General features: G+C 35.8%; 16 protein-coding genes, 1 tRNA gene and 1 riboswitch. Of the genes, 4 read left to right on the top strand and 13 right to left on the bottom strand.

What is annotated here, in order from left to right; all coding sequences use genetic code 11:
- The 10 genes from Q0X59_RS03270 to eno form a co-directional block, all read right to left on the bottom strand.
- Positions 1-596: type I-E CRISPR-associated protein Cas7/Cse4/CasC (locus tag Q0X59_RS03270; protein ID WP_297643153.1), on the bottom strand; the 596-nt coding region annotated here is incomplete at its 3' end.
- A 94-nt stretch (positions 597-690) separates the two neighbouring features.
- A complete protein-coding gene (gene casB / locus Q0X59_RS03265) occupies positions 691-1,305 on the bottom strand; it encodes a type I-E CRISPR-associated protein Cse2/CasB (protein ID WP_297643150.1) in 615 nt (204 codons plus the stop codon).
- A 21-nt stretch (positions 1,306-1,326) separates the two neighbouring features.
- The gene (casA, locus tag Q0X59_RS03260) at positions 1,327-2,997 is read right to left on the bottom strand and encodes a type I-E CRISPR-associated protein Cse1/CasA (RefSeq protein WP_297643148.1); all 1,671 of its coding nucleotides are present in this window, start codon (positions 2,995-2,997) and stop codon (positions 1,327-1,329) included.
- Positions 2,994-5,840, bottom strand: a complete 2,847-nt coding sequence (gene cas3 / locus Q0X59_RS03255; protein ID WP_297643145.1) for a CRISPR-associated helicase Cas3' — start codon at positions 5,838-5,840, stop codon at positions 2,994-2,996. The genes casA and cas3 overlap by 4 nt, the downstream gene beginning before the upstream one ends.
- 466 nt (positions 5,841-6,306) lie before the next feature.
- Positions 6,307-6,390, bottom strand: a tRNA-Leu gene (locus tag Q0X59_RS03250).
- A gap of 41 nt (positions 6,391-6,431) precedes the next feature.
- Positions 6,432-8,102 carry a DUF501 domain-containing protein gene (locus Q0X59_RS03245; RefSeq protein WP_297643143.1) on the bottom strand — a complete coding sequence of 557 codons (1,671 nt, stop codon included), beginning with the start codon at positions 8,100-8,102 and terminating at the stop codon, positions 6,432-6,434.
- 233 nt (positions 8,103-8,335) lie between these two features.
- Positions 8,336-8,857 (bottom strand): septum formation initiator family protein, encoded by a 522-nt coding sequence (locus Q0X59_RS03240; RefSeq protein WP_103043111.1) that lies wholly within the window; start codon positions 8,855-8,857, stop codon positions 8,336-8,338.
- 62 nt (positions 8,858-8,919) lie between these two features.
- Positions 8,920-10,053 carry a dihydropteroate synthase gene (gene folP / locus Q0X59_RS03235; protein ID WP_297643140.1) on the bottom strand — a complete coding sequence of 378 codons (1,134 nt, stop codon included), beginning with the start codon at positions 10,051-10,053 and terminating at the stop codon, positions 8,920-8,922.
- Between the two features lie 14 nt (positions 10,054-10,067).
- Positions 10,068-10,568, bottom strand: a complete 501-nt coding sequence (gene folK, locus Q0X59_RS03230) for a 2-amino-4-hydroxy-6-hydroxymethyldihydropteridine diphosphokinase (protein ID WP_075523400.1) — start codon at positions 10,566-10,568, stop codon at positions 10,068-10,070.
- A gap of 335 nt (positions 10,569-10,903) precedes the next feature.
- Complete coding sequence (eno, locus tag Q0X59_RS03225; RefSeq protein WP_075523401.1) at positions 10,904-12,199, bottom strand: phosphopyruvate hydratase; 1,296 nt, start codon at positions 12,197-12,199, stop codon at positions 10,904-10,906.
- Positions 12,200-12,631: 432 nt separating this feature from the next.
- Positions 12,632-12,757: riboswitch (TPP riboswitch) on the top strand.
- Between eno and Q0X59_RS03220 the strand changes: the two genes are divergently transcribed.
- The 3 genes from Q0X59_RS03220 (at position 12,747) to Q0X59_RS03210 (ending at position 15,449) form a co-directional block, all read left to right on the top strand.
- Positions 12,747-13,580, top strand: a complete 834-nt coding sequence (locus Q0X59_RS03220; protein WP_082266240.1) for an ABC transporter permease — start codon at positions 12,747-12,749, stop codon at positions 13,578-13,580. Its footprint overlaps the riboswitch before it by 11 nt.
- A 49-nt stretch (positions 13,581-13,629) precedes the next feature.
- Positions 13,630-14,622 carry an NrtA/SsuA/CpmA family ABC transporter substrate-binding protein gene (locus tag Q0X59_RS03215; protein ID WP_297643137.1) on the top strand — a complete coding sequence of 331 codons (993 nt, stop codon included), beginning with the start codon at positions 13,630-13,632 and terminating at the stop codon, positions 14,620-14,622.
- A gap of 92 nt (positions 14,623-14,714) precedes the next feature.
- Positions 14,715-15,449 carry an ABC transporter ATP-binding protein gene (locus tag Q0X59_RS03210; RefSeq protein ID WP_075523467.1) on the top strand — a complete coding sequence of 245 codons (735 nt, stop codon included), beginning with the start codon at positions 14,715-14,717 and terminating at the stop codon, positions 15,447-15,449.
- Positions 15,450-15,461: 12 nt separating this feature from the next.
- On the opposite strand, the gene mfd is transcribed toward Q0X59_RS03210, so the two are convergent.
- From mfd to Q0X59_RS03195, 3 genes are all read right to left on the bottom strand, one after another.
- Positions 15,462-19,118 (bottom strand): transcription-repair coupling factor, encoded by a 3,657-nt coding sequence (gene mfd, locus Q0X59_RS03205; protein ID WP_297643135.1) that lies wholly within the window; start codon positions 19,116-19,118, stop codon positions 15,462-15,464.
- Positions 19,108-19,707, bottom strand: coding sequence for an aminoacyl-tRNA hydrolase (gene pth / locus Q0X59_RS03200; RefSeq protein ID WP_297643133.1), 600 nt, complete (start codon positions 19,705-19,707; stop codon positions 19,108-19,110). The genes mfd and pth overlap by 11 nt, the downstream gene beginning before the upstream one ends.
- A gap of 253 nt (positions 19,708-19,960) precedes the next feature.
- A complete protein-coding gene (locus tag Q0X59_RS03195; protein ID WP_075523405.1) occupies positions 19,961-21,013 on the bottom strand; it encodes an ABC transporter substrate-binding protein in 1,053 nt (350 codons plus the stop codon).
- Between the two features lie 318 nt (positions 21,014-21,331).
- On the opposite strand from Q0X59_RS03195, the gene Q0X59_RS03190 reads away from it, so the two are divergent.
- Entirely contained in the window at positions 21,332-22,123 is a 792-nt protein-coding gene (locus Q0X59_RS03190; protein ID WP_075523406.1) for an ABC transporter permease, read from the top strand.
- Positions 22,124-22,206: the final 83 nt, after the last annotated feature.

Here is a 22,206-nt window from a genome sequence, read left to right as displayed (position 1 = left end):
AAGTCATCAACAGCAGTATAGTAATCAAATTCAGCACGAACAGCGTGAGTGGAAATTGCGTGAGCAACTTGAGAAGAAGCATCCTCATTAAGCGATGGATCATCTGCAAGCATGCGACCGAATAACGCAATATCAATAGGTGGATTATCTTTCAAGATTTCTTGCAGTTGCTTCTTGTCAGTAACATTATTGATTGCTGCTTGCGCTAGAGAATTTGCTTGAGTCTCTCCTAAGAAGAATAAAGCTTTTGCTGTAGGAACTATTTCATCATTATCTTTTTTAGTTTTAACGCCAGCATTATTTAACGTTTTATTTGCTAAATCTAATGCTTCTTGCTCAGATAATTCTGGTTTTAATGCAACAATTTTATCTGCAACGTACTTAACAATGTTTTTGCTTCGTATTCCAACATTGGAATCTCCGCTGTGCTCTTTGAAATATTCTCGCATTGAGTGCTTCCAGCATTGAGAGCTTACTCTAGCTCTAGTTACACCGCCATATTGAGCAGTTTTTGGACTACCTGCATCATCGCGATTAATATTGCATGGTGGAACAGCTTGGATTGCTTGAATATCTAAGAATAAATGAGCGTTCATTGTTTTGCCTTTCTAAATTTTAGTTAATTGTTTAATAACGTTGTTTTTGAAATATGTAATTTTTAAAATATGTGATATTGCTAAAAAGTTATTGCTACTTGCTTAAGCGATAATATTCTTGCGCCCAGGAAAGTCTTACTTTTTCTGAATCTTCAAACTGAAGCAAATACAAATCTCTCGCAAGTTTAGAATAATCAATTGCTTGCTTATTTTCTTTCGTTCTACTTTTTAGCAATCGAACTAATTGACGAAGATAGTAGTAAAAACTCTCATAATCGCTTGCGGTAATCATAACACTAAAGCGTCTATCCATCGCTCCACGCACACCTTCGTCACTTCTTAGTGCTCTTAAAGCTGTTCCCATATTGTTATAAGATTTTTCATTTTCTGAATCTTCAGATTTATTCAAATCTTTATAACTTGATTTTTCTACACCACCTTGTTCATACAACGCGTATATTTGCAAAGTGTTTATAACAGCTCGCATTTGATAGCTAACTTCACCATATTTATCTATGAAGCTTTCTGGCACATTGTTTAATATCCAGGGCCATATTTCTACAGACTGACTTAATGGCTTACCAATTGTGTGACGCAGTTGAGCAAGCATAGCTCTATATGACGAAGTATCTGCAATTTCTATAAATTGATTGATAATTTTTCTAACAGCATTAGATACTTCAACAGATTTGTTTTGATTTTCAGCCATAATAGCCTCCTTTCTATGTCTTTATTTTTTTGATAATTTTTTTAATCGACTAGTAAAAATGCTGTAAGCTGTAACTATATTTTTTGTAGATTCTTTCTCACTTTGCACAACAGGCCTACCTGTAAAATCACGCAATGTAGCATTTTCCAACATGCCTTTTGCTTCATTTATAAGTATGCTATGCAAAGTATTTCTCCATTGAATACATCGTTCATTCATTGAATCTTTTGGTTTAATATTTGCTAACCACTGCCTAAACGGTTGATCAACTAAGAAATAAACATGACTAATACACTTATCAGCATATTTAGTTGCATCATCTTTATTTCTATTACGTATTTCACATATGTCTAGAAGAAATTGCCTGTAAATAAATCCTATGGCAGATCTTGTATACTCGACTTCATTGTTAATTCTACCCACCCATCCATTGTCAGAATTATCAGTTACTACAACTTCATCAACATGCAGAGTATCGCATATTTCATCTGTAGGAACCCAAGATGTAGCATTACCATCATCTTTCATACTCACAGCCTGTAATGAAATAGAAGAACCTTCAATATCTTTACTAATTTTATTTAACCATTCCATAATTCCAGGTTTGTGATTTTTTAGAATCCCATCATCTGATTCTTGCAATGTAAGTAACCCAAATGATCTCCACATAGATTCTTCTACTTTATGCTTCCTTGGAGTGTATTTGTCCTTGTTTTCCCGTTCCTTGTTGTACTGCCATACTGTCATTGGCTCAATAAAAGCATCTTTATGATTAATATCAGGGAGTTTTACTATAGAAACCGATATTGGATTTTCAATGCTAATATCAGGATTTATATATATTGCTCTACTCCATCTAGTGTAAAGCTGAGAAATATTGTCAATAAATGTTTCATAAAACGAATTTTCAATATTTTCCGCTCCTGAATACTCCCAACATGGCTTTTGTTTTTTCTCAGGAGATTGCATTTCCCCAACAAGCACACAGTTGAGCATAAGAGTCTCAAATAGGTTTTCGCCTTCTATGTAAATGCCACCAAGGTCAAAAAGCCATCCTTTAGAAGCTTTATATTTTTCAGTACCAAACATGGTCTTATCTGCTAATCCAACGTATGACTGTAAGGTAATAATCCATCTTGCTAATTGTGCTTCAGTAAGTGACGATTTGTTGTTATCAACATTATCTTTTGGAGAAAATACAGCTATTTTATTGTTACTTTCAGAAATCAATCGATTTATATTTTTACCAGATATCTCACTAGGAGATTTGCCACCAAGCTTTTTACTATCTATATCTTGTTTAAGTACTTGCAAAAATGGATACTTGTCATCAAAAAGGTAAAAACGATCATGCCATTGTTCTAAATATTTGAAAACTGCGTCTGGAAACTTTTTTGAATTCCAAACTTCGCGCCAAATATTCACTGTTTCTTTATTGAAATAATATTCATCATCTTCACCTGAATCAAATTCACGAGAATTTCCTTGAATATCGTACCTCGAAAAAACAGTATGAAGCACAGCAAGCAAAATGCGAAGCAATGCAAAATCTTGAGTTTTCATATCGCCAGCTAGCGCTTTATATTCTGATGCATGCTTAAACACATCTGTAATTGATACGAGCTTATTGTGTCCTTTTTCGTCTACAATGACGGAAATCCAAGGCTCATCTAATAAATTAAATCTGCTCACCTTCTTAATTCCTTTCTGTCTTCTTCCGAACTCCTAATACATACAATACCACTTTTTTCAGAATAAACAACTCTGTATTTTGATAATTCGCAAATATTATTTTCATCGAATAGAAGCACCAAAGAACCTCGCAACCAAGACTGATCATCCCAGTTTTGGAATTGCTTTTGTTTTCGTATTCTTTCCAATTCTGCAATTGTTTCATCAACACAATCGCTGTTTAATGTAAACATCCACGGCAATCCTACTGTTTCTTGAGCAAGTTTCATTGCAACTTCCGCAATATCAATATTTTGTGAAATATCTTCACAATCATGGAAAGTTCCATAACCAGAACCAACTTTTTTCACAGCAATAACTTCTATAGATTCGCCACTATTACGAACTTGAGCACATGCAAATTCATCAGATTCATTTGTAATTGAATTTGTCAACAAGCCAACAATAGATCTTTCACCAATTTCTGATTCTGGATTTTCAATTCTATATGTTTTTGCAGCACTTTCATTACTATTTCTTACTGAATCATGTTCTCTTTTTGCAACAGCATACACATCTTTCAAATCTTCTTGTAACTCTAAAGGATTATCTCCATAAACTATTTGCACTAATCGAGAAATATCTTGAGACATGTTTATAACATTTGGCAAATAGTATTGAGTTCTCATAAGTAAATATTTGCTGTAAATAGACTCTGAACCTTTATCAAATTCATAACGATCACTGGTTCCCAACACATATAAAATTGGCTCTGTGACAGTTTCTGGGCGTTCTATCGCATGCCTGTGTAATCTACCAGCACGTTGAAGTAATAAATCTATAGGAGCAAGATCAGTAAACAAAATATCAAAATCAATATCAAGCGACTGCTCTAATACTTGCGTACCGATAATTATTGCACGAGCAGGTCTATGAGCATTCTTACCAATCATATTGCAAATTTGCTGTTCTTTTCTAACTCTATCTGTAGCGATAAATTGCGAATGAATAACTATAACTTCGTCATCACTAAACTCATCAACGCACGCATTATAAATTTCCTGAGCTCTTTTAACGGTATTCACTATAATTCCAGCAATACCACCATTATTCAGCAAAGATTTAAGCTCACCAACAAGTGATTCATGCAAGTTATCTTCTGTTATTTTTCTTACAGAAATAGATTTATTATCACTAACTTCATTTTCAATAAATTTTTGTTTTACACAGTTTCTATCACTGTATGTAATTAAAGGATAATTATTTGTTTCAAAATCAACATTAGATTTATCACATTCTCTCCAATTAAACCCAAACAACCCACACATATAAGCTTTTATAAGTTCTTTTCTACGCTTAGCAGGTAAAGTAGCAGAAAGTAACACAACAGGAACACCGTATGCTGCCATCCAAATAAGAGATTCTTCAAGATACTTATTCATATAAGCGTCATAAGCATGCACTTCATCAATAATTACAACTTTTTTACTCAAACCCAAATGACGAAGCATAAGATGTTTTTGCTTTAACGAAGCTAACAAAAATTGATCTACTGTACCAACCACAAAGTCATCCAACATTGCGGTTTTTCGCCCAGTAAACCAATCATTAAGTATTACTCCATTATTATTTACATCATTATTACTAGAACTACCATCACAACCATCATTCATATTTTGCATTCCATGCGGCAAATGCGCATAATCTGCATTCAGTTCAGCTTTACCATGAACTAAACGTAAACCAATTTCGCCCTGGAAATCACTATTCACACTTTTAAGCCAATCCTCAACTCGTCTAAACATTCCGTTAGAAGTGGCTTGAGTAGGAAGACCGAAGAACACTCCGCTTCTTCCAGTTAGATTTGCTAATTGTTCAGCAGCAATTAAAGAAGCTTCTGTTTTACCTGAACCCATTGCAGATTCAAGAATAAAAATTCCAGGCTCTTTAGACTGAGAAATTACATCATGCAACGCTATCTGAATATTATTTGGAAAGAAACCAAAACGATGTTTGTATGTTTGCGAAACATTGCTACAACAATTTAATGATTCCCATACGTCTTTAGAACCATGTTGTAACCACTTTTCCCAACCTTTTCTATATCTTTCTTCCTGATTTTCAATCAAATCTTGCTCTATTGAAATAAGCGGAAAATAGTGTTCATTACTAGCAATCCAATCAGCCATAATTACTAATCCGCACAACAAAACTTGCGCAGGTTCACTTATTTCAGGAAGATCATTTACATTAGAAAAATCATTTCTTTCTAAAGCCCAATCCAAAATATCATTCTGTAACTTTTTCCATAATTTACTATTTTCACTCTCAGTTTCACTTTGATAATAATGGTCAGGATATTTAGACTTATTACTTCTACAAACAGAATCATTACCTAAAGGCTTACCATGATGAGCTCCAACAATTGCACAAATCCCTTCAGGAACTCCAGCATTAGAAAGAATAAATTGACCAGTTATAGTGTGATGACTACTTGAGAAATCTGTTGCCTTAAGAATAAAATCATCGATATTTGTAAAACCTACGTTAGCTAACTTATTTTTTAACTCGATATCTAAATCTTTTGAATTTGAAGGCGATTTACGAAACTGAAAAACGGGAGTAGCCTTACCAATATCATGAACACAGCCTAAAAATTGAGACAATTTTTTTGCATCAACTCGTTTACTTAATGAGGATTCAATCAATCTTCGCTGACCACCACTAAGCCAATGCTCCCACAGCTGACCAATAACATTTCTAGTATCCTCAAGATGTTGAGCAAGAGGAAGCCATTGCATTACACCATTAACTTCTCTCTTTTTACCCCATAATGCAGTATTAACAATGTGATTACAACTCATACCTACCATCCTCTTAATCCACAATGATTATTAAATAATGGCAAATATACTCTCAATAAAAGATTTAAGGAAGATTGTGTTGCATATTTATTTACTAAAACTAGTTGAGCTTCAAATGCACAATGCAATTCGAAGCTCAACCGTAACACCCCGCATATGCGGGAAAAACTATATATCGCAAAACACAGAAGGATCACCCCCGCATATGCGGGAAACTAACTAATCCTACTGACTTCGTTTTAATTACGAAGCCAGCCCTCGCTTGCATTGAAAGCACACCGTGCTTTCAACCCTAAGCAAGCTCGGCGCTTCAAAATGCTTGAGATCATAATCCCTACACTGCAAGCACTTGGGCATGCCACGCGCGCAATAATCACTCAAGCAAACTCTTAAAACATTGCAGTCACATCAATAACCACAAAAACCAAAAAGCGCCACACAGTAAAAACTACGCAGCGCTTAATCGTGCCTCCGGTGGGACTCGAACCCACAAGCCCGAACGGGCGTCAGATTTTAAGTCTGATGCGTATGCCAATTCCGCCACAGAGGCAACAGACATATATTATGCCACAATAACTGCATAAACACAAATCAGCGTGTGGCGAGTAATTTCCTGCCTAAATCTAGAGTTATTCCATCTAATAAACCATGCTCACTTGCAACAAAAGTATCTAGAACTCCGCCATGATCCTCATAAGCAGCTTTAGACACTCTCTCTAAAACTCTGCTCCAAACTACAGCTCCGCCGCCAACAACATCAATTCTCCCAGGATGAATAGTCGCATAAGTACGCCTACGATCCCTAGACATACGCAAAAATCGATCATTAACTGTATAAGCTTGTTCTAATCCAATGCAAGCACCATCTACAGCACTATGATCATAATGTTTTAAGCCCATAGCGAGCGCAGTCATAGTTGTTACAGATCCAGAAACTCCAATGATCGTACGAGCTTTCCCAACTGGAACAACTTTCAAAGCTTCATCAATATGAGCGTCAATATCCGAAATAGCAGAAGAAATCTCATCATCAGTTGGAGGATCAGTATGCAGATGACGTTCAGTCATGCGAACTGATCCAATATTCATTGAATAAGATGCAACTACTTTTCTAGCATCATAAGTTTTACCATCTCCGCCTAAAACTAATTCAGTAGATCCACCACCCAAATCAACAACTAAATATGGTGATGGCAACTCATCTCTTGAAACAACGCTTGTAGCACCTAAGAAACTCAATTCAGCTTCTTGAGTACCGCTAATTACCTCAGGCTTAACTCCAAGCTCGTCTATCATCATTTGCTCAAATACATCGCGATTATTCGCATCACGCGTTGCAGACGTTGCAACAAAACGAATCGCATCTACAGGATTATCTTTTAATACTTGTGCAAACTCTTGTGCTGCAGCTTTAACTCTCTGTAAAGCATCACAAGAAAATTGATGAGTTTCATCAATACCCTCACCTAATCGCACAACTCTCAACATTCTAGGAACAATATCTGTAATACCATGACTGTCTACTCTAGCAATTTTTAAACGTATGGAATTCGTACCACAATCTATAGCAGCTACACATACAGATTTGTTTGAAACTTCGCATTTACTTACTTTATTCACGTCTTTACTCACATCATCACTCACTTTACTAGCATCATAGCTGGCATCATCACTAGCATCATCACTAGCATCATCACTGACATCATCGATCCAAGGAATAGTGCAACGGCAAACAGAAGGATTAAACTCATCTACAATTCTATTAAGAACAATATCTCCAATAGGATTCACACCTTTGCCCATAACAAGCGTTTGAGCAAGTAAAGCATGCAAACACTTGACTCTATCAGGCATACCACCAGCGCTAATATCTAAAATATGCTCTTCGCTATCTTTTAATCTCAATGCTAAAGCATGTCTAAAAGCTTTATAAGATTCAGACGCGTTTTTATATTGTTCAGCAATTTTTACATCGTTTTTCAAAAGAGCATTACATTCACGCATAAACCCTTCAGCTTCAATGCGAGATACAGCTTTTACTGCTTCAGGACTTGTTAAATAGAATGTCGTTGGAAAAGGCGTTCCATCTTCTAAGCACGGACGAGTTATAACAGCTAAAGGACGACCACACACGCAACGAGCACCTACAGCTACCATTCCACGGGGCATACGAGAAAGCTGACGATGAACAATATCTACATCTGCTTTGCGCAAAGGCGTTGCACAAAATCTATTTAACGCATCTTCTACATCAAAAACCATTATCAAAACTCCTATATTTTATATTTTATTCTCTTAAAACATCTTTGTTTTTACACTAAACCAATAAAACCATACTAGTAAAGTAATCAATCACATAAATTAAAACTTATCACATAAATTAAAACTTACATGAACTAAATAAAACTAAATCAAGCGGATCAAGCGGATCAAGTAGATCAAGTTGCGAATCAAGTAGATCAAACTAAATCAAGAAAAATCAAGAAAAAGTTATCTCAATCATTAGTTCTAGTTACAGTACTATCAATAGTTTTATCATAGGATTGTATAGTTAAATTATCTGGTTTATCTGCTTTATGTAACGCATAAGACAAATCACTATACCAAGGAAGTTGAGTATGTAATTTGCTATTGGAATTACTGTCTGCAAATTCATTAAGCACTTTACCTGTTACAGCTTCCGGATGCTCAACTCGAACTGCTTGCTCACCTGGAAACACAAATCCTAATCTGTATCTAGCACGTGTAGCAACATAAGCCTTATCATTCCAGCGATTTATATTGTTAATCAAATTATTTCTATGCGCATCAAGCAAAGTTTTTTCATGCTGTAATGCGTGGAATTCTGCTAAACTTAGAGCATAACTACGAATAGTAGCAATAAGTTCTATAGAACCTAAAATAATCACAGAAAGTAAAGCCGCAAAAACTATAGGACCAGAAAAAAATTTAAGATTTTTCTTACTGCTTTCTTTAGTATCAGCATTCAGCGCCATACGACGTTTTCTCATACTCATACTTCTAACCTACTTGTCATATTCGACGTATTAACACAAAATAAAATCAAATATTAAAACCACTATTTAACCCAATAAGAACGATTTATTATGTCAATCATATCTACTAATTGGCGAGTTTCTGCTACATCATGAACTCGAATCACTCGCCCTCCTCGCATAAACATAGCTGATTGCGCAACTAAAGTAACAGGCAATCTATCTTCTTTATCGAGATTAAATAATTTCTTTCCAAATCCTTTTCGAGAAATCGCAACTAATATTGGCCTGCCGAAACGATGTAATTGATTTATGTTTCGCATCATTGCATAATCTTGTTCACCATCTGCAACTTTTGCGTAGCCAATACCTTGATCGAGTATAATCCTATTTTTATCAATTCCAGCATCTATAAGCATATGCAAATTATCTTTAAAAAATTCGCACATAGAGCTAGTTAAATTATCGTATTCTTTATCTCTGTTGCTATGCATTGTGACTAAACCAACATTAGACTCAGCCATAAGTTTTACTTTTTCAGGAGTATCAAATGCGCGAACATCGTTTACAATATCCACTCCTTCTTTAACAGCTTTCTTCATAACAGGAAGTTTATAAGTATCTACTGCAACAGCTACTTTAGGATAATTATCGTGAATATAGCGTATAGCTGGAATAACGCGCTTAATTTCATCTTCTGGAGATATTTCTAAATATCCACCTGGTTTAGTTGTCTGACCACCAACCTCAATAACATCAGCACCTGCATCAATCATTTCTTCAATATGATCTTTTACTTCTTTTTCGCTTTGATATTTTCCACCATCATAGAAAGAATCAGGAGTAATGTTCAAAATCGCATAAACAATAGGCTTATCGAGAGTATCAAAACAGAATCTTCCAGCACGCCAAATTATAGATTTTTCACGCAAAATTTTATGAATACTTTCAAGCAAATCTGCGTCATTGTTCCATAATTTTTCACATTCGCTTAAAAATGGCTTAAGCGCAATTAAAGGTAACATAAATTGAACACAAGATTCTTTTACATAATAAGAAACATCAAAATGACGCAAAAAATCAACTATTTTTTTAGTGTAATCAACTGGAATATCTTCCCATTGCAATGCTAATTGCTGCGATTGTTCAACTTGATCTAAAAGCACTTGCTCTGCAAAACTTTTAGCTTCAATATTTTGTACTAAAGTAATTTTCATAAATATTCCAGCCTTTAATTAAAAACTTCGCTACTTTTTACAATTTTAATCCAATGAGAATCATTTATATAAGACAATTTTTCTTCTAATAATTCATGATATTCTGGATCATCCTTACTAATTTCTAATAATGGGATTATAACAAACTTGCGATTATCTCTCTCTTTATGCGGAATAGTAAGATTTTCACTTTCAAAAACGCATCTATCGTAATCAATAATATCTAAATCAATAGTTCTAGGACCCCAACGAATAATTCTTTTTCTATGCAAACGTTGCTCTATTTCGTGAATGAAATCTAAAAGCTCATAAGGAGTTAAATCTGTACGGAATTTAAGACCTATATTATAAAAACTATCTTGCTCAATATCTCCAACTGGCTCAGTTTCATATACGGAAGAAACAACAACACCGCTTATATGAGAATCTTCTTTTAACATTGATACAGCTTGTTGCAGATTCTTTAAGCGATCCCCCATGTTACTTCCAGCGCTTACGTATACTAACGAACTCATAAATCCCCCCAAAATAGTGTATCTAATTGTGATTTTAAAAAAGGAACACGTTCGACTCATAACATATTCAATTATTCAATTATCTATTAGCAAATAATTGAATTGTTTTTCAAACATTTCCATGTTTAATTATATACGGCTATTAAATAATACACTTTCATATAATTATTTATATATGTTAAATTGAACACATAAAACTTCGAAAGTTAAATTGAACACATAAAACTTAGCGAATATGCAAAGACGGTCAATTACAAAAGCAATCGACCGTCTTATAAATATTTAATAGCTTTTACTAAATACTTATTAGATTTTAATATGCTTAACTTGCAACACTACTTAACGTATTTCTTGCAAGCTTTGAAAGCATCGTAACCAGCGTACTTAGCAGTAGAGCCAAGCTCTTCCTCAATCTCAAGCAAGCGATTGTACTTAGCAATGCGCTCACCACGAGCAGGAGCACCAGTCTTGATCTGACCAGTGTTCTTAGCAACAGCGAGATCAGAAATTGTAGTGTCTGGTGTTTCTCCAGAGCGATGGGAAACCATAGAAGTGAAACCATTCTTGGTTGCAAGTTCAATTGCATCAAGAGTTTCAGTAACAGAACCAATCTGGTTCAACTTCACGAGCAATGAATTAGCTGCACCAAGCTCAATGCCCTTAGCCAAACGCTTTGGATTAGTGACGAGCAAATCATCACCAACGAATTGCAAACGATCACCAAGACGCTTGGTGATTTCTGCCCAATCATCCCATCCTTCTTCCTGGAATGGATCTTCGATGGAAACAATTGGATACTCGTTAATGAGCTTCTCGTAGTAATCAAGCATATAAGCAGATTCACGATCTTCACCATCAAAACGATACTTTCCGTTTTCTTTGTTGTAGAATTCGGAAGAAGCAACATCAAGAGAAATACCAATCTGCTTTCCTGGCTCATAACCTGCAGCTGCAATTGCATCCATAATATACTTCAATGAATCCTCATTGGACTTCATCTTTGGAGCAAAACCGCCTTCATCGCCAAGGCCAGTAGCTAAGCCTTCCTTCTTCAAAACGTTCTTCAAAGTATGGTAAACTTCAACGCCAGCGCGCAAAGCTTCACTATAAGTATTGAAGCCGTATGGAGAAATCATGTATTCCTGAATATCGGTTGCAAAATCAGCATGAGCACCACCGTTCATGATGTTCATATTTGGTACTGGAAGAATGTGACCATTCGTGCCACCAATATAACGATACAATGGAAGTTCTGCAGATTCAGCAGCTGCATAAAGTGCAGCAAGAGAAACTCCAAGAATAGCATTAGCACCAAGCTTGCCCTTGTTTGGAGTACCATCAAGCTCAATCATTGTTTCATCAAGAGCGCGCTGATCAGTGGCATCCATGCCAATAACCTTTGGCGCGATTACTTCGTTAACAGCCTTAACTGCTTGCAAAGTACCCTTGCCTTGGTAGCGAGACTTGTCGCCATCACGGCGCTCCCAAGCCTCAGCTTCACCAGTTGAAGCACCTGAAGGCACTAAACCGATGCCTTGAGCACCATCTTCAGTTTCCAAATAAACTTGAACAGTAGGATTTCCACGAGAATCCAAAATTTCGCGTGCATATACGCTTTCAATAGCTGCCACAACTACTCCTTATAACTTATGGGTTGTGATGACTCTTCCAAGATTAGTGCGTTTTATGGACGTTATAAGATAGAATCGTACATTTATGCCGTGAACGTTCACATAAATTAAATAACAATCTAAAATAAATCAAAATATCCTTAAAAATTTTAACTAAAGGCATTTTTAAGAGCAACAAATAAACTTTGTAATAGATTTCATAAATCTCAAAAAATTTTAAATAAGAGTCAACAAAAACTTTGACTAAGACATGTAACAAAAAACTTTAACAAAAACTTTAACTAAGACATGCTAATACACATGCTAATACACATGCTAATACACATGCTAATACACATGCTAATACACACGCTAAAACACAAATAAAAACTACACAACTTTTAAAAAATCCTTACATTCTACAACACTTGTCCATACCCATAAGCAATAATTGGCACGGACACGGGGTGCGCAGTATGTCATGCTATAACCAATAATTTATAGCGTATTGCGCTGAGATTATACTCGTCGAACCTGATATAGTTAGCACTATCGAAGGGATTGTCGAATGAATTACCATTCGCATGACGAAGCAAAAAAGATATTGAAGATTGTATGCAATGTGTTGTCTTCATGCAAAATTTGGATTTCTACAATTGTAATTTTGCTTTTGTGGTTTTTCACTACACTTTCTCCAATTGAAAATCGAGCTTTACCTTCCCCTCTTGAGGTAGTGCAAGCATTTATTGACTTAAATAACGAAGGAATACTTATGCCTTCATTGGCAATAAGTATTTTTCGAGTTATTGCAGGACTATTATTAGGTATCGCTTTCGCTGTTCCAGCCGGGCTACTCGCAGGAGGCAGTAAACTTGGCAATACAATAATTGACAAGCCAAGCCATATGCTACGTTCAATACCATTCCCAGCTTTAGCTCCATTATTCATTATTTTTCTAGGAATAGATGAAATGATGAAGATTGCTCTTATCGCCGTTGGAGTTTTTGGACCTATGTATGTAAATATCCGCGATGGAGTTAGAAATATTGATCCAAAATTATTAGAATTAGCTCAAGCTTATAACGTTAAAAAATCAACTATTTTTACAAAGATTTTGCTTCGTGGCACATTACCAAGTTTTATGACTGGTTTACGATTCGCAATATCTGTTGCTTGGGTAGCTTTAGTAACTTGTGAAACAGTTAATTCTTCAATAGGACTTGGATATATTCTTGCTCGCGCTCAACAATTCTTTAGACCGGAACAAACTATGGCATGCATTATTTTATATGCAATTGCAGGTCTTAGCTCAGAATTTACAGCAAACATATTTGAATATGCTCTTATGCCAGAGCGAAGAAAGCGAAAAAGAAAAACTAAAAAAGAAGAAATTAAAAACTAAAAAATAATCACAAAATAACCAAAACAACATAAAACAAAAGGAACTAATTATGTTTAATTTTAATGCGTCAAACATAAGTAAACGCGCTTTAGCTGTAACATGCGCCTTCTGCGCTACGATAGCTCTTGCATCATGTGGTAGCGCTCAACAATCTAAACAATCATCTTCATCAAGCAATGGAACTATGCGTGTAGCATATCTTTCAACAGCTAACTATCTAACAACTTTGAAAAATGATGATTTTGCACAAAAAGAATTTGGCAAATCAACAGTAAAATTTACAGGACCTTACGCTCCACTAGACGCATATGCTGCAGTAAATAGCGGAGCTGCAGACGCTTCTTCAACAGGAACTACTCGCTTTATTGATTGGGCTTCAAAAAATCAACCGTGGGTTGCATTCGCTATTGAATACTACAACGGAGATTCTCAAGGAATAGTAGCAGCTCCTAATAGCGGTATTAAAACACTAAAAGACTTGTATGGAAAGAAAATTGGAATCATAGCTAAAGGTGGAACTGGAGATTACGTAATTCACCGTTCATTTGAAAAAGCTGGACTAGACGTTTCTAAAGTTCAAGAAGTTGAAATGAGTCCTAAAAACTTCCAAGTAGCTTTCACAACTAAAAAGATTGACGCACTAGCAACATTTGACCAGAATTTAGCAGCAGCAATAGCGACTCCAGGATCAAAACGAATTGTTAATGCTAAAGATTATGGAAATCTAAACGTTTCTATACACATGGTTTCTGCATCATTTGCTAAAAAGCATCCAGATTTAGTTAAGAAAATGTATCGCGCATTAGTTAAGGAAGCCCAAAAAGCAAAGAAAGATCCTAGCGTGATCACTAACGCTTATAAAGAATTTGGTGCATCTGAAAGCACGCTTAAAGAAGTCGCAAAGTTCTACGTTCCAGACATTCTTCCAATTGATGCAAAAGGTCGCGAAATGTTGACAAAACAAGCTGAGCAGGAAGTTAGATATGGATTTATTAAATCCGTTCCTGACTTCACTAAATCAACTATTGATTGCACTAAGTGATTAAATACAAACACACTTTACATTTCTAACATAGTGAGATAAACGTGATAACAAAGAATTCGTATGCTGATTTGCAAACTAAATCACAAGATTTGGCAAAATCTTCTATTGAAATTAACGATTCAAATAACTATGAGTGCGTTAATCTTCAGCACATACGCGTTAGTTTTCAGGAAAATAAAGAAATACTGAAAGACATTACGTGCACGATTCAAAGTGGAACGTTTATCTCACTTATAGGTAGATCTGGTTGCGGAAAAACAACACTTCTTAAAGTGATTTCTAACTTAATAAAACCAGATTGCGGAACGATAAAAGTCACGCAACATCAAGCAATAGGATTCCAAGATGCACGACTTATACCATGGTTACCAGTATGGCAAAATGTGATTTTTGGAATGGAAGGTAATAAATCTAATCTTAAAACTATTGCACAAAACGCGCTTAAAGATATGCAACTAAACGATTGTGAATCCAAATGGCCTTCAGAACTTTCAGGAGGACAAGCACAAAGAGTTTCATTAGCGCGAGCTTTAGTTCATAATCCTGAATTATTATTATTAGACGAACCTTTTGGCGCTTTAGACGCTTTAACTAGACTAGACATGCAAGATCTTTTAGATAACTTAAAACAAAAACATGGCTGGACAGTAATAATGGTAACTCACGATATTTCTGAAGCAGTTCGTCTTTCAGACAGAATTCTTATGATGAAAAATGGAGTTATCGCTAAAGAGTGGAATATTGACCGCACTAAACTTGACTCGCAAAAACGTCCAGAAAATCATACGATTATAGAAGACGAACTTAGACTTGCATTGCAATAAATCACACTAAAATTACCAAGCTAAATCTGAAAGCAATTGCTTAGTCCATTCAAGTACTTCAGATTCGCTCATACAAACAGAACCCAATGATGATTCAAATGGAGCAGGAATAATAAGCATATGTGTTAAAGGACGATATTGTATCCCCTTATAAATCCTCTTCAAACGCATTAACAACGATTCTTTAGGGCTTAATCCTATAATTCTCACGAATTTCCCTTGTGCAGCAATTTGAGTAATACCTAATTTACTAGCAGAAAAACGCAATCTAGCAACATCGCACAAAGCTTCAAAAGATTTAGGAGGATTACCGTAGCGGTCAGATAATTCGTCTTTAATTTCTTTCAAATCTTCATCATTGCGAGCATAAGAAAGCTTTCGATACGCTTCTAAACGCAATTTATCACTGTCAATATAAGAAGTTGGTATAGACGCTTCTATTGGCAAATCAATACAAGTAGATACTTCTTGCACACGCTCAGGCTCTTTAAACTTTTCAACAGCCTGAGAAACCATACGAACGTAAAGATCAAATCCAACTCCCTCAATATGTCCACTTTGTGCATCTCCTAATAAATTACCTGTTCCGCGCAATTCTAAATCTTTCATTGCAACATCAAAACCAGAACCAAGAGAAGTATGCTGAGCAATTGTTGCTAATCTATCGTGAGCTTGCTGAGTCATAAGCTTAGAAGGATCATAAAGAAAATAAGCATAAGCGCGCTCGCGTCCTCTACCAACTCTTCCACGCAATTGATGTAATTGACTTAGCCCAAATCTATCTGCATGATCAACAATAAGCGTGTTCGCGTTAGAAATATCAAGACCAGTTTCAATAATCGTAGTGCATACAAGAACGTCAATATCTCTATGCCAAAAATCTCGTATTACTGCATCAAGTTGCTTTTCGCCCATCTTACCGTGAGCAACAGCTACTCTTGCTTCAGGAACAAGCTCATGAATTTTAGATGCAACACTTGAAATATCTTCTACTCGATTATGAACATAAAATACTTGTCCTCCACGCAACAATTCTCTTTTAATACACGCAACAACCTGCTTTTCATCATAAGAACCAACATAAGTTAAAACAGGAAGGCGATCTTCTGGAGGAGTAGCTAAAGTTGACATTTCACGTATGCCAGTTACAGCCATTTCTAAAGTTCTAGGAATAGGTGTTGCAGAAAGACTTAATACGTCAACGTTTGTTCGCAAAGCTTTTAACGTTTCTTTATGCTCAACACCGAAACGTTGCTCTTCATCAATAATCACTAAACCTAAATCTTTAAATTTAATACTAGGATTAAGCAATTTATGCGTTCCAATTACAACATCAACGCTTCCATCAGCTAGACCATCAATAGTTTCTGAAAGCTGCTTAGAAGTTTGGAATCTACTCATAGCAGCAACTTTTATAGGAAAACCTTCGAAACGAGATGTAAAAGTTTCATAATGTTGCTGAACTAAAAGAGTTGTAGGAACAAGAACAACAACTTGTTTAGAATCTTGAACAGCTTTGAAAGCAGCACGCAAAGCAATCTCTGTCTTACCAAATCCAACGTCCCCACAAATCAATCGATCCATAGGAATCGACTTTTCCATATCTGCTTTTACTTCATCAATAGTAGTCAACTGATCTGGAGTTTCTTGATAAGGGAAAGCATCTTCAAGCTCTTTTTGCCAAGGAGTATCTGCACTAAAAGCAAAACCTTTTGAAGAAGCACGCGCAGAATATAATTTGATTAGATTTTCTGCAATATCTCTGACATGACTTTGCGCTTTTGCTTTAGTTTGAGCCCAATCTGAACCTCCAAGCTTATTAAGCTTTGGTATTTCAGCACCAATGTATTTACTCACTAAATCAAGCTGATCAGTTGGTATAAAAAGTTTATCAGCAGGAGAATTTCGTTTACTTGGAGCATATTCAATAACCAAATATTCTCTAGTTGCATGAGAATTACCTGTTGATATTTCTCTCTGTTTCATGCCAATAAAACGACCTATACCATGCTGCTCATGTACAACAAAATCCCCTGGTTTAAGCTCCATTAAATCAATAGATTTTTTACGGCGTTGAGGTGTTTTCAATTGGCTAGAACTAGCACTATGACCTGTTAAATCACGCTCAGTAAAAAGTGCAATTTTCGCAGCAGTATCTACAAAACCATCTGAAATACAAGAAACAATTTTGCTAAAACTTGCAACACCAGTTTCATAAATCGAACGAGATATACGAGATAAAGCACCAGGCGCAGAAGCTGTTACAATAACTTTATAACCTTCGTCAATCAATCCAGATATTCCACTAGAAATCTTAGACGCATCGCCACGAAATTCTTTAGCATTTTCAATTGGCAAATCAATATTATTTGGAATAGTTTTATCAATACCAAATGATGTGAGATTCCAAATATCATGATTTGCATACGACAAAGAATTTATAGAAGAATCAAAATCAAGGAAACTAGCTTGATCAAAGCTAATAGGAGCACCCGATCCGTGACCAGTTGCAGCAACATGCCAACTAGCTGCCAAAAATTCGTTTGCTGTTCTAGATAAATCTTCTGCAGCTCTCCTACATTTTTCTGGATCTGAAATCATAATAATTGAATTCTTAGGAAGCATATTAAACATTGGCTGCATATTCTTCGCAAGAACAGGCATTAAAGATTCCATACCCTCAACAGGTATAGAATTTGCAACAGATTCTAAAATATCTTCTGCATTAGGTATAGAACCTATAAGTTTTTTAGCACGAACACGAACTTCATCATCAAATAACAATTCACTACAAGGCGTAACCCATACGCTGTCTATATTTTCTCCATATGTACGCTGATCTGAAGCGTGAAACTCTTTAATTGTTTCTATTTCATCACCAAAAAATTCGATACGAATAGGGTGACTCATAGTAGGTACGAAAACATCAATAATTCCACCTCTAACAGCAAACTCTCCACGCTCCATAACTAATTCCACGCGAGAATATGCTTGGTTTATAAGACGTCGAATTACATATTCCATAGCAATCTCTTGATTGCGCTTAAAAACCAAAGGCTCAATATCACCTAAACCAGAAACAACAGGCTGAATAAGAGAACGAACAGGGACTACAAGTATTTTTATTGGCCCAAACATCGAATCATTATTATTAGGATGACACAGACGACGAAAAACAGCCATTCGATTTGCAACAGTATCTGCTCTAGGCGAAAGACGTTCGTGAGGTAAAGTTTCCCAAGCTGCTAATTGTTCAATATTGTGAGCATTACCATTATCCCAAGCTCTAAGAGATGTTACAGTATCTTTAGCATCGCGCTCAGAAGGCACGATCATCACAACAGGTTTAATCTTAGATACTTCTATCGCTAAAGCAGGTCTTATGCCTAAAGGAGCGCTAATAGTAAGCGAGTAAATATTAGAATTATTTGAATCTATAACTTTAGATTCATGTGATTTAGATTCACTTTTACTATTTTTAAAGCTTTCAAAATCTAATTTTTTAGATTTTGGAATCTTAAAATCTGAGTCTAAATAATCGTATATATCTCCTGAAGCAAGCAAAGAGAATACTTTATCTTTTTTACATATATCATTCAATACGTAAGGAAGCTGAAATGATTCACTCGACTTAAAATGAGATTTAAGATACTCATCATCAGCGACCATTGAAACGCTCCTGAGTTGCTGCAAGACCGCGGAAAATCACGCTTTCAACAGCATCAGCACCATCTGCAAGAAAATTAGGAAGCTCAGATTTTTGAGCTGCCCCAAATCCGCCCAACACCCAATTAACAGTATTATCATGCGCATGAGCTCCACGTTGAGCGTGACCTACTCCCATTCTAACTCTTGCATAATGAGGAGTTGAAAGAGACCGATCGATTGAGCGAATACCATTATGTCCGCCTGCAGATCCACCCTCTTTTACTTTAATTCTTCCAAAATCTAAATCCATATCGTCATGAATTACAACAATATGATCTGACTCAATTTGATAATACGAACTAATTGAAGATACAGCTGCTCCAGAATCATTCATAAAAGTGAGCGGCTTAGCAAGAAAGAATTTTGCAATCTTACCATCAAGATTCATAACTCCTTTGCCAAGTTTAGCTAAACCTTTATGATCCGAAAATGAAATTGACCAACGCTCAGCTATTACGTCAGCAACCATGAAACCCATATTATGACGAGTTCCTTCATATTTTGCGCCAGGATTTCCAAGTCCTGCAATAAGCCAAAAATCTGATGCCATAATATCCCCGTTTTCATTTCTTCATATTGTTCTATTATTTCTAACTTAAAACAACAATACGCAAAGTCAAAACAATAAAGGGCGAATCAAATACATAACACATTAACGTTATGTTGATACGCCCTCATATACCTTTGCCTATTCTAGCAAGAGATTAGCCAATAGTAAGATAATTTTTAAATTATTTCTAAACTAGTTATCATATAAAATTGATGATTATCTAACTAAGAAACATCACATAACAGACTTTTAACTATTTCAAAAACTCATCTGTAGAAAGTTTTTTAGCATCAGGCAATTGCTTAGTAACTTTACCGTTAGAATCAGTATATGCTCCTTCTTTACTTAAGAAATTAAAGTAATCTTGAGCACCCTTAACATCGCTTGTACCAAAAACAAACTTTCCACTATTAAGATCAGCTTTACTTCCCCAATATTGCCCATCAACAATCATCTTCATACTACGCTTAACAAACTTTGGATCAAGATTTGCATCTTTTGCTTCTTTGACAAGAATATCTGAAGCTTCATCTGGGTGAGCATACGCATACTCATAACCGCGCTTTGCAGCTTTAACAAACGCACGAACAAGCTTAGGGTTATTAGCTACTGTTTTCTTATTAGTTATTATGCCAATCGTATCCGGCTGTCCTGGAACACCATAATCGCCTTCCTTAAAGCAACGAAGTTTAGGTCCAAACATCTCCGACTGAACACCTTCCCAAGTGCCATAAAATCCGCCAAAATCAGCTTTACCAGATTCAAGCGTGCGGAAAGTAGAAGTACCAACTGTCACTTTATCGAATTTGCCTTGACCGCCATCATGTTGAATCATACGGCGAATCACTGCATCACCTTCTGCAGAGCCAAATGTAGCAAAAGTACGTCCATCAAAATCTTTAGGAGAATGAATCTTATTGTTCTTTGCAAGAGAACACCAAATAGCACTTGGCTTTTGTTGAACTTGCATTACTTGCTCAAGATTTGCTCCCTTAGTTGAAAAATCAGCAACATTAGTTAGTGTGCTAAGAGCAAAATCTGCAGCACCGCTATCAACAGCATGCTCAGAACCAGTTTGAGCAACAGCAAGAATATCTACATCTAAACCTGCATCCTTAAACCAGCCTTTATTCTTTGCTACATAAATACCAATATGATTTGTGTCAGGCGCCCAAAAAAGCATAAAAGATACTTTTTGAAGATTCTTATTCTTATTTTGATTAGAAGATGTGCATGCAGCAAATGAATACAAACAACAGATCGAAAGAAAAGCTGCAAACAAGCGTTTAATAGCACGCATATTCATGAGTTCCCTACTTTATTCTCATTTACCGTTTTCTGGGAAAGTGACACAAGATTGGCAGAAAACGGTAATAAGGGCCTCACCCGCGCCGTTCAATGCCCCCGCGTTTATTTATAAATACGCGCAGTTTGCCACACATTGACTCACGAAACATTTAGATTATGCATTATTCAAACGACAAATATAAAATAAATCTGGTTCAACGGTACTAATAGAATGTATTTACTAAACTTGGTTTAATTTAATTTAATGAATACAATTCAAACATGCTTGAACACGCAATTGGGGCAGCAATTGCATTATTGAAAGGAATAGAACTATATGGCGCGCTCGCGTTTAAAGAATATTCTTATAAAATATCTGCCAACTCCAATATCAATAGTTATTGTGCTAGTTTTATGGCAACTAGCTTGCGAATGCAACAAAATATCGGAAAATCTTATTCCAACTCCAACTTCTATTGCTAAAGCAACGATTGAAACATTACCAACATTATTTCCAGCTGTGTTAATAACAGCTCAGGAAACTATTATTGGTTTTTCGCTTGCGATTATAATAGGCATTCTTTTAGGAGTTACTTTCCACGTTTTTAAGCTTGTTAAATCTGCACTATTCCCACTTATTTGTGCAGCTCAAACTATGCCACTTATTTCAATTGCGCCGATTTTTTTGATTTGGTTTGGATTTGAAATGTCAGGGAAGATTGCAATAGTCATGATTTTCAGCGTATTCCCTATTGCAGTACAAACTATTCGCGGACTGGATGCAGTACCAAGTTTTTACACTGATGTTGCGCTAACTTGCGGAGCTAGCCAAACTTGGACTTTATGGCATGTTAAATTACGCGTAGCAGCTAGACAAATTTTTGGCGGAATAAGAATTAGTGCAGCATATGTTTTTTCAACAGCCGCTACAGCTGAATATCTTGGAGCTAGAAACGGTTTAGGAATTTGGCTTCAGTTCGCTTATAACTCTTTTAGAACTCCGCTTATTTTCTCTGCTACAATCGCAATAATTGCTCTCACAGCAATTTTAATGCTAATTATTAGAGTATGCGAAAGGATTCTTTTAGGACCTCAAAGCGATGATGAAGATCCTGATAATCAATTATAAATCGTCTAAAATCTCCTAAAAGATACTAAAAGATACTAAAATAGAATCTTCTAAAAACTACTAGCGTAAAATCACTAACGTAA

Origin of the sequence: uncultured Gardnerella sp., assembly GCF_947280595.1 — a bacterium.
GTDB classification, from domain to species: domain Bacteria; phylum Actinomycetota; class Actinomycetes; order Actinomycetales; family Bifidobacteriaceae; genus Bifidobacterium; species Bifidobacterium vaginale_A.
Note: the sequence above shows the minus strand (reverse complement) of the source record. Positions and strands in the feature narration are given on the sequence as shown.

Excerpts from the sequence above, each read along its gene's own strand:
- pth (WP_297643133.1), bottom strand. The coding sequence starts at position 19,707 with ATGGCATCAGATTTTTGGCTTATTGCAGGACTTGGAAATCCTGGCGCA.
- folP (WP_297643140.1), bottom strand. The coding sequence starts at position 10,053 with ATGAAAATTACTTTAGTACAAAATATTGAAGCTAAAAGTTTTGCAGAG.
- Q0X59_RS03240 (WP_103043111.1), bottom strand. The coding sequence starts at position 8,857 with ATGAGTATGAGAAAACGTCGTATGGCGCTGAATGCTGATACTAAAGAA.
- Q0X59_RS03195 (WP_075523405.1), bottom strand. The coding sequence starts at position 21,013 with ATGAATATGCGTGCTATTAAACGCTTGTTTGCAGCTTTTCTTTCGATC.
- Q0X59_RS03245 (WP_297643143.1), bottom strand. The coding sequence starts at position 8,102 with ATGGTTTTTGATGTAGAAGATGCGTTAAATAGATTTTGTGCAACGCCT.
- cas3 (WP_297643145.1), bottom strand. The coding sequence starts at position 5,840 with ATGAGTTGTAATCACATTGTTAATACTGCATTATGGGGTAAAAAGAGA.
- mfd (WP_297643135.1), bottom strand. The coding sequence starts at position 19,118 with ATGGTCGCTGATGATGAGTATCTTAAATCTCATTTTAAGTCGAGTGAA.
- folK (WP_075523400.1), bottom strand. The coding sequence starts at position 10,568 with ATGAGTTCGTTAGTATACGTAAGCGCTGGAAGTAACATGGGGGATCGC.
- casB (WP_297643150.1), bottom strand. The coding sequence starts at position 1,305 with ATGGCTGAAAATCAAAACAAATCTGTTGAAGTATCTAATGCTGTTAGA.
- Q0X59_RS03215 (WP_297643137.1), top strand. The coding sequence starts at position 13,630 with ATGTTTAATTTTAATGCGTCAAACATAAGTAAACGCGCTTTAGCTGTA.
- Q0X59_RS03220 (WP_082266240.1), top strand. The coding sequence starts at position 12,747 with ATGAATTACCATTCGCATGACGAAGCAAAAAAGATATTGAAGATTGTA.
- Q0X59_RS03190 (WP_075523406.1), top strand. The coding sequence starts at position 21,332 with ATGGCGCGCTCGCGTTTAAAGAATATTCTTATAAAATATCTGCCAACT.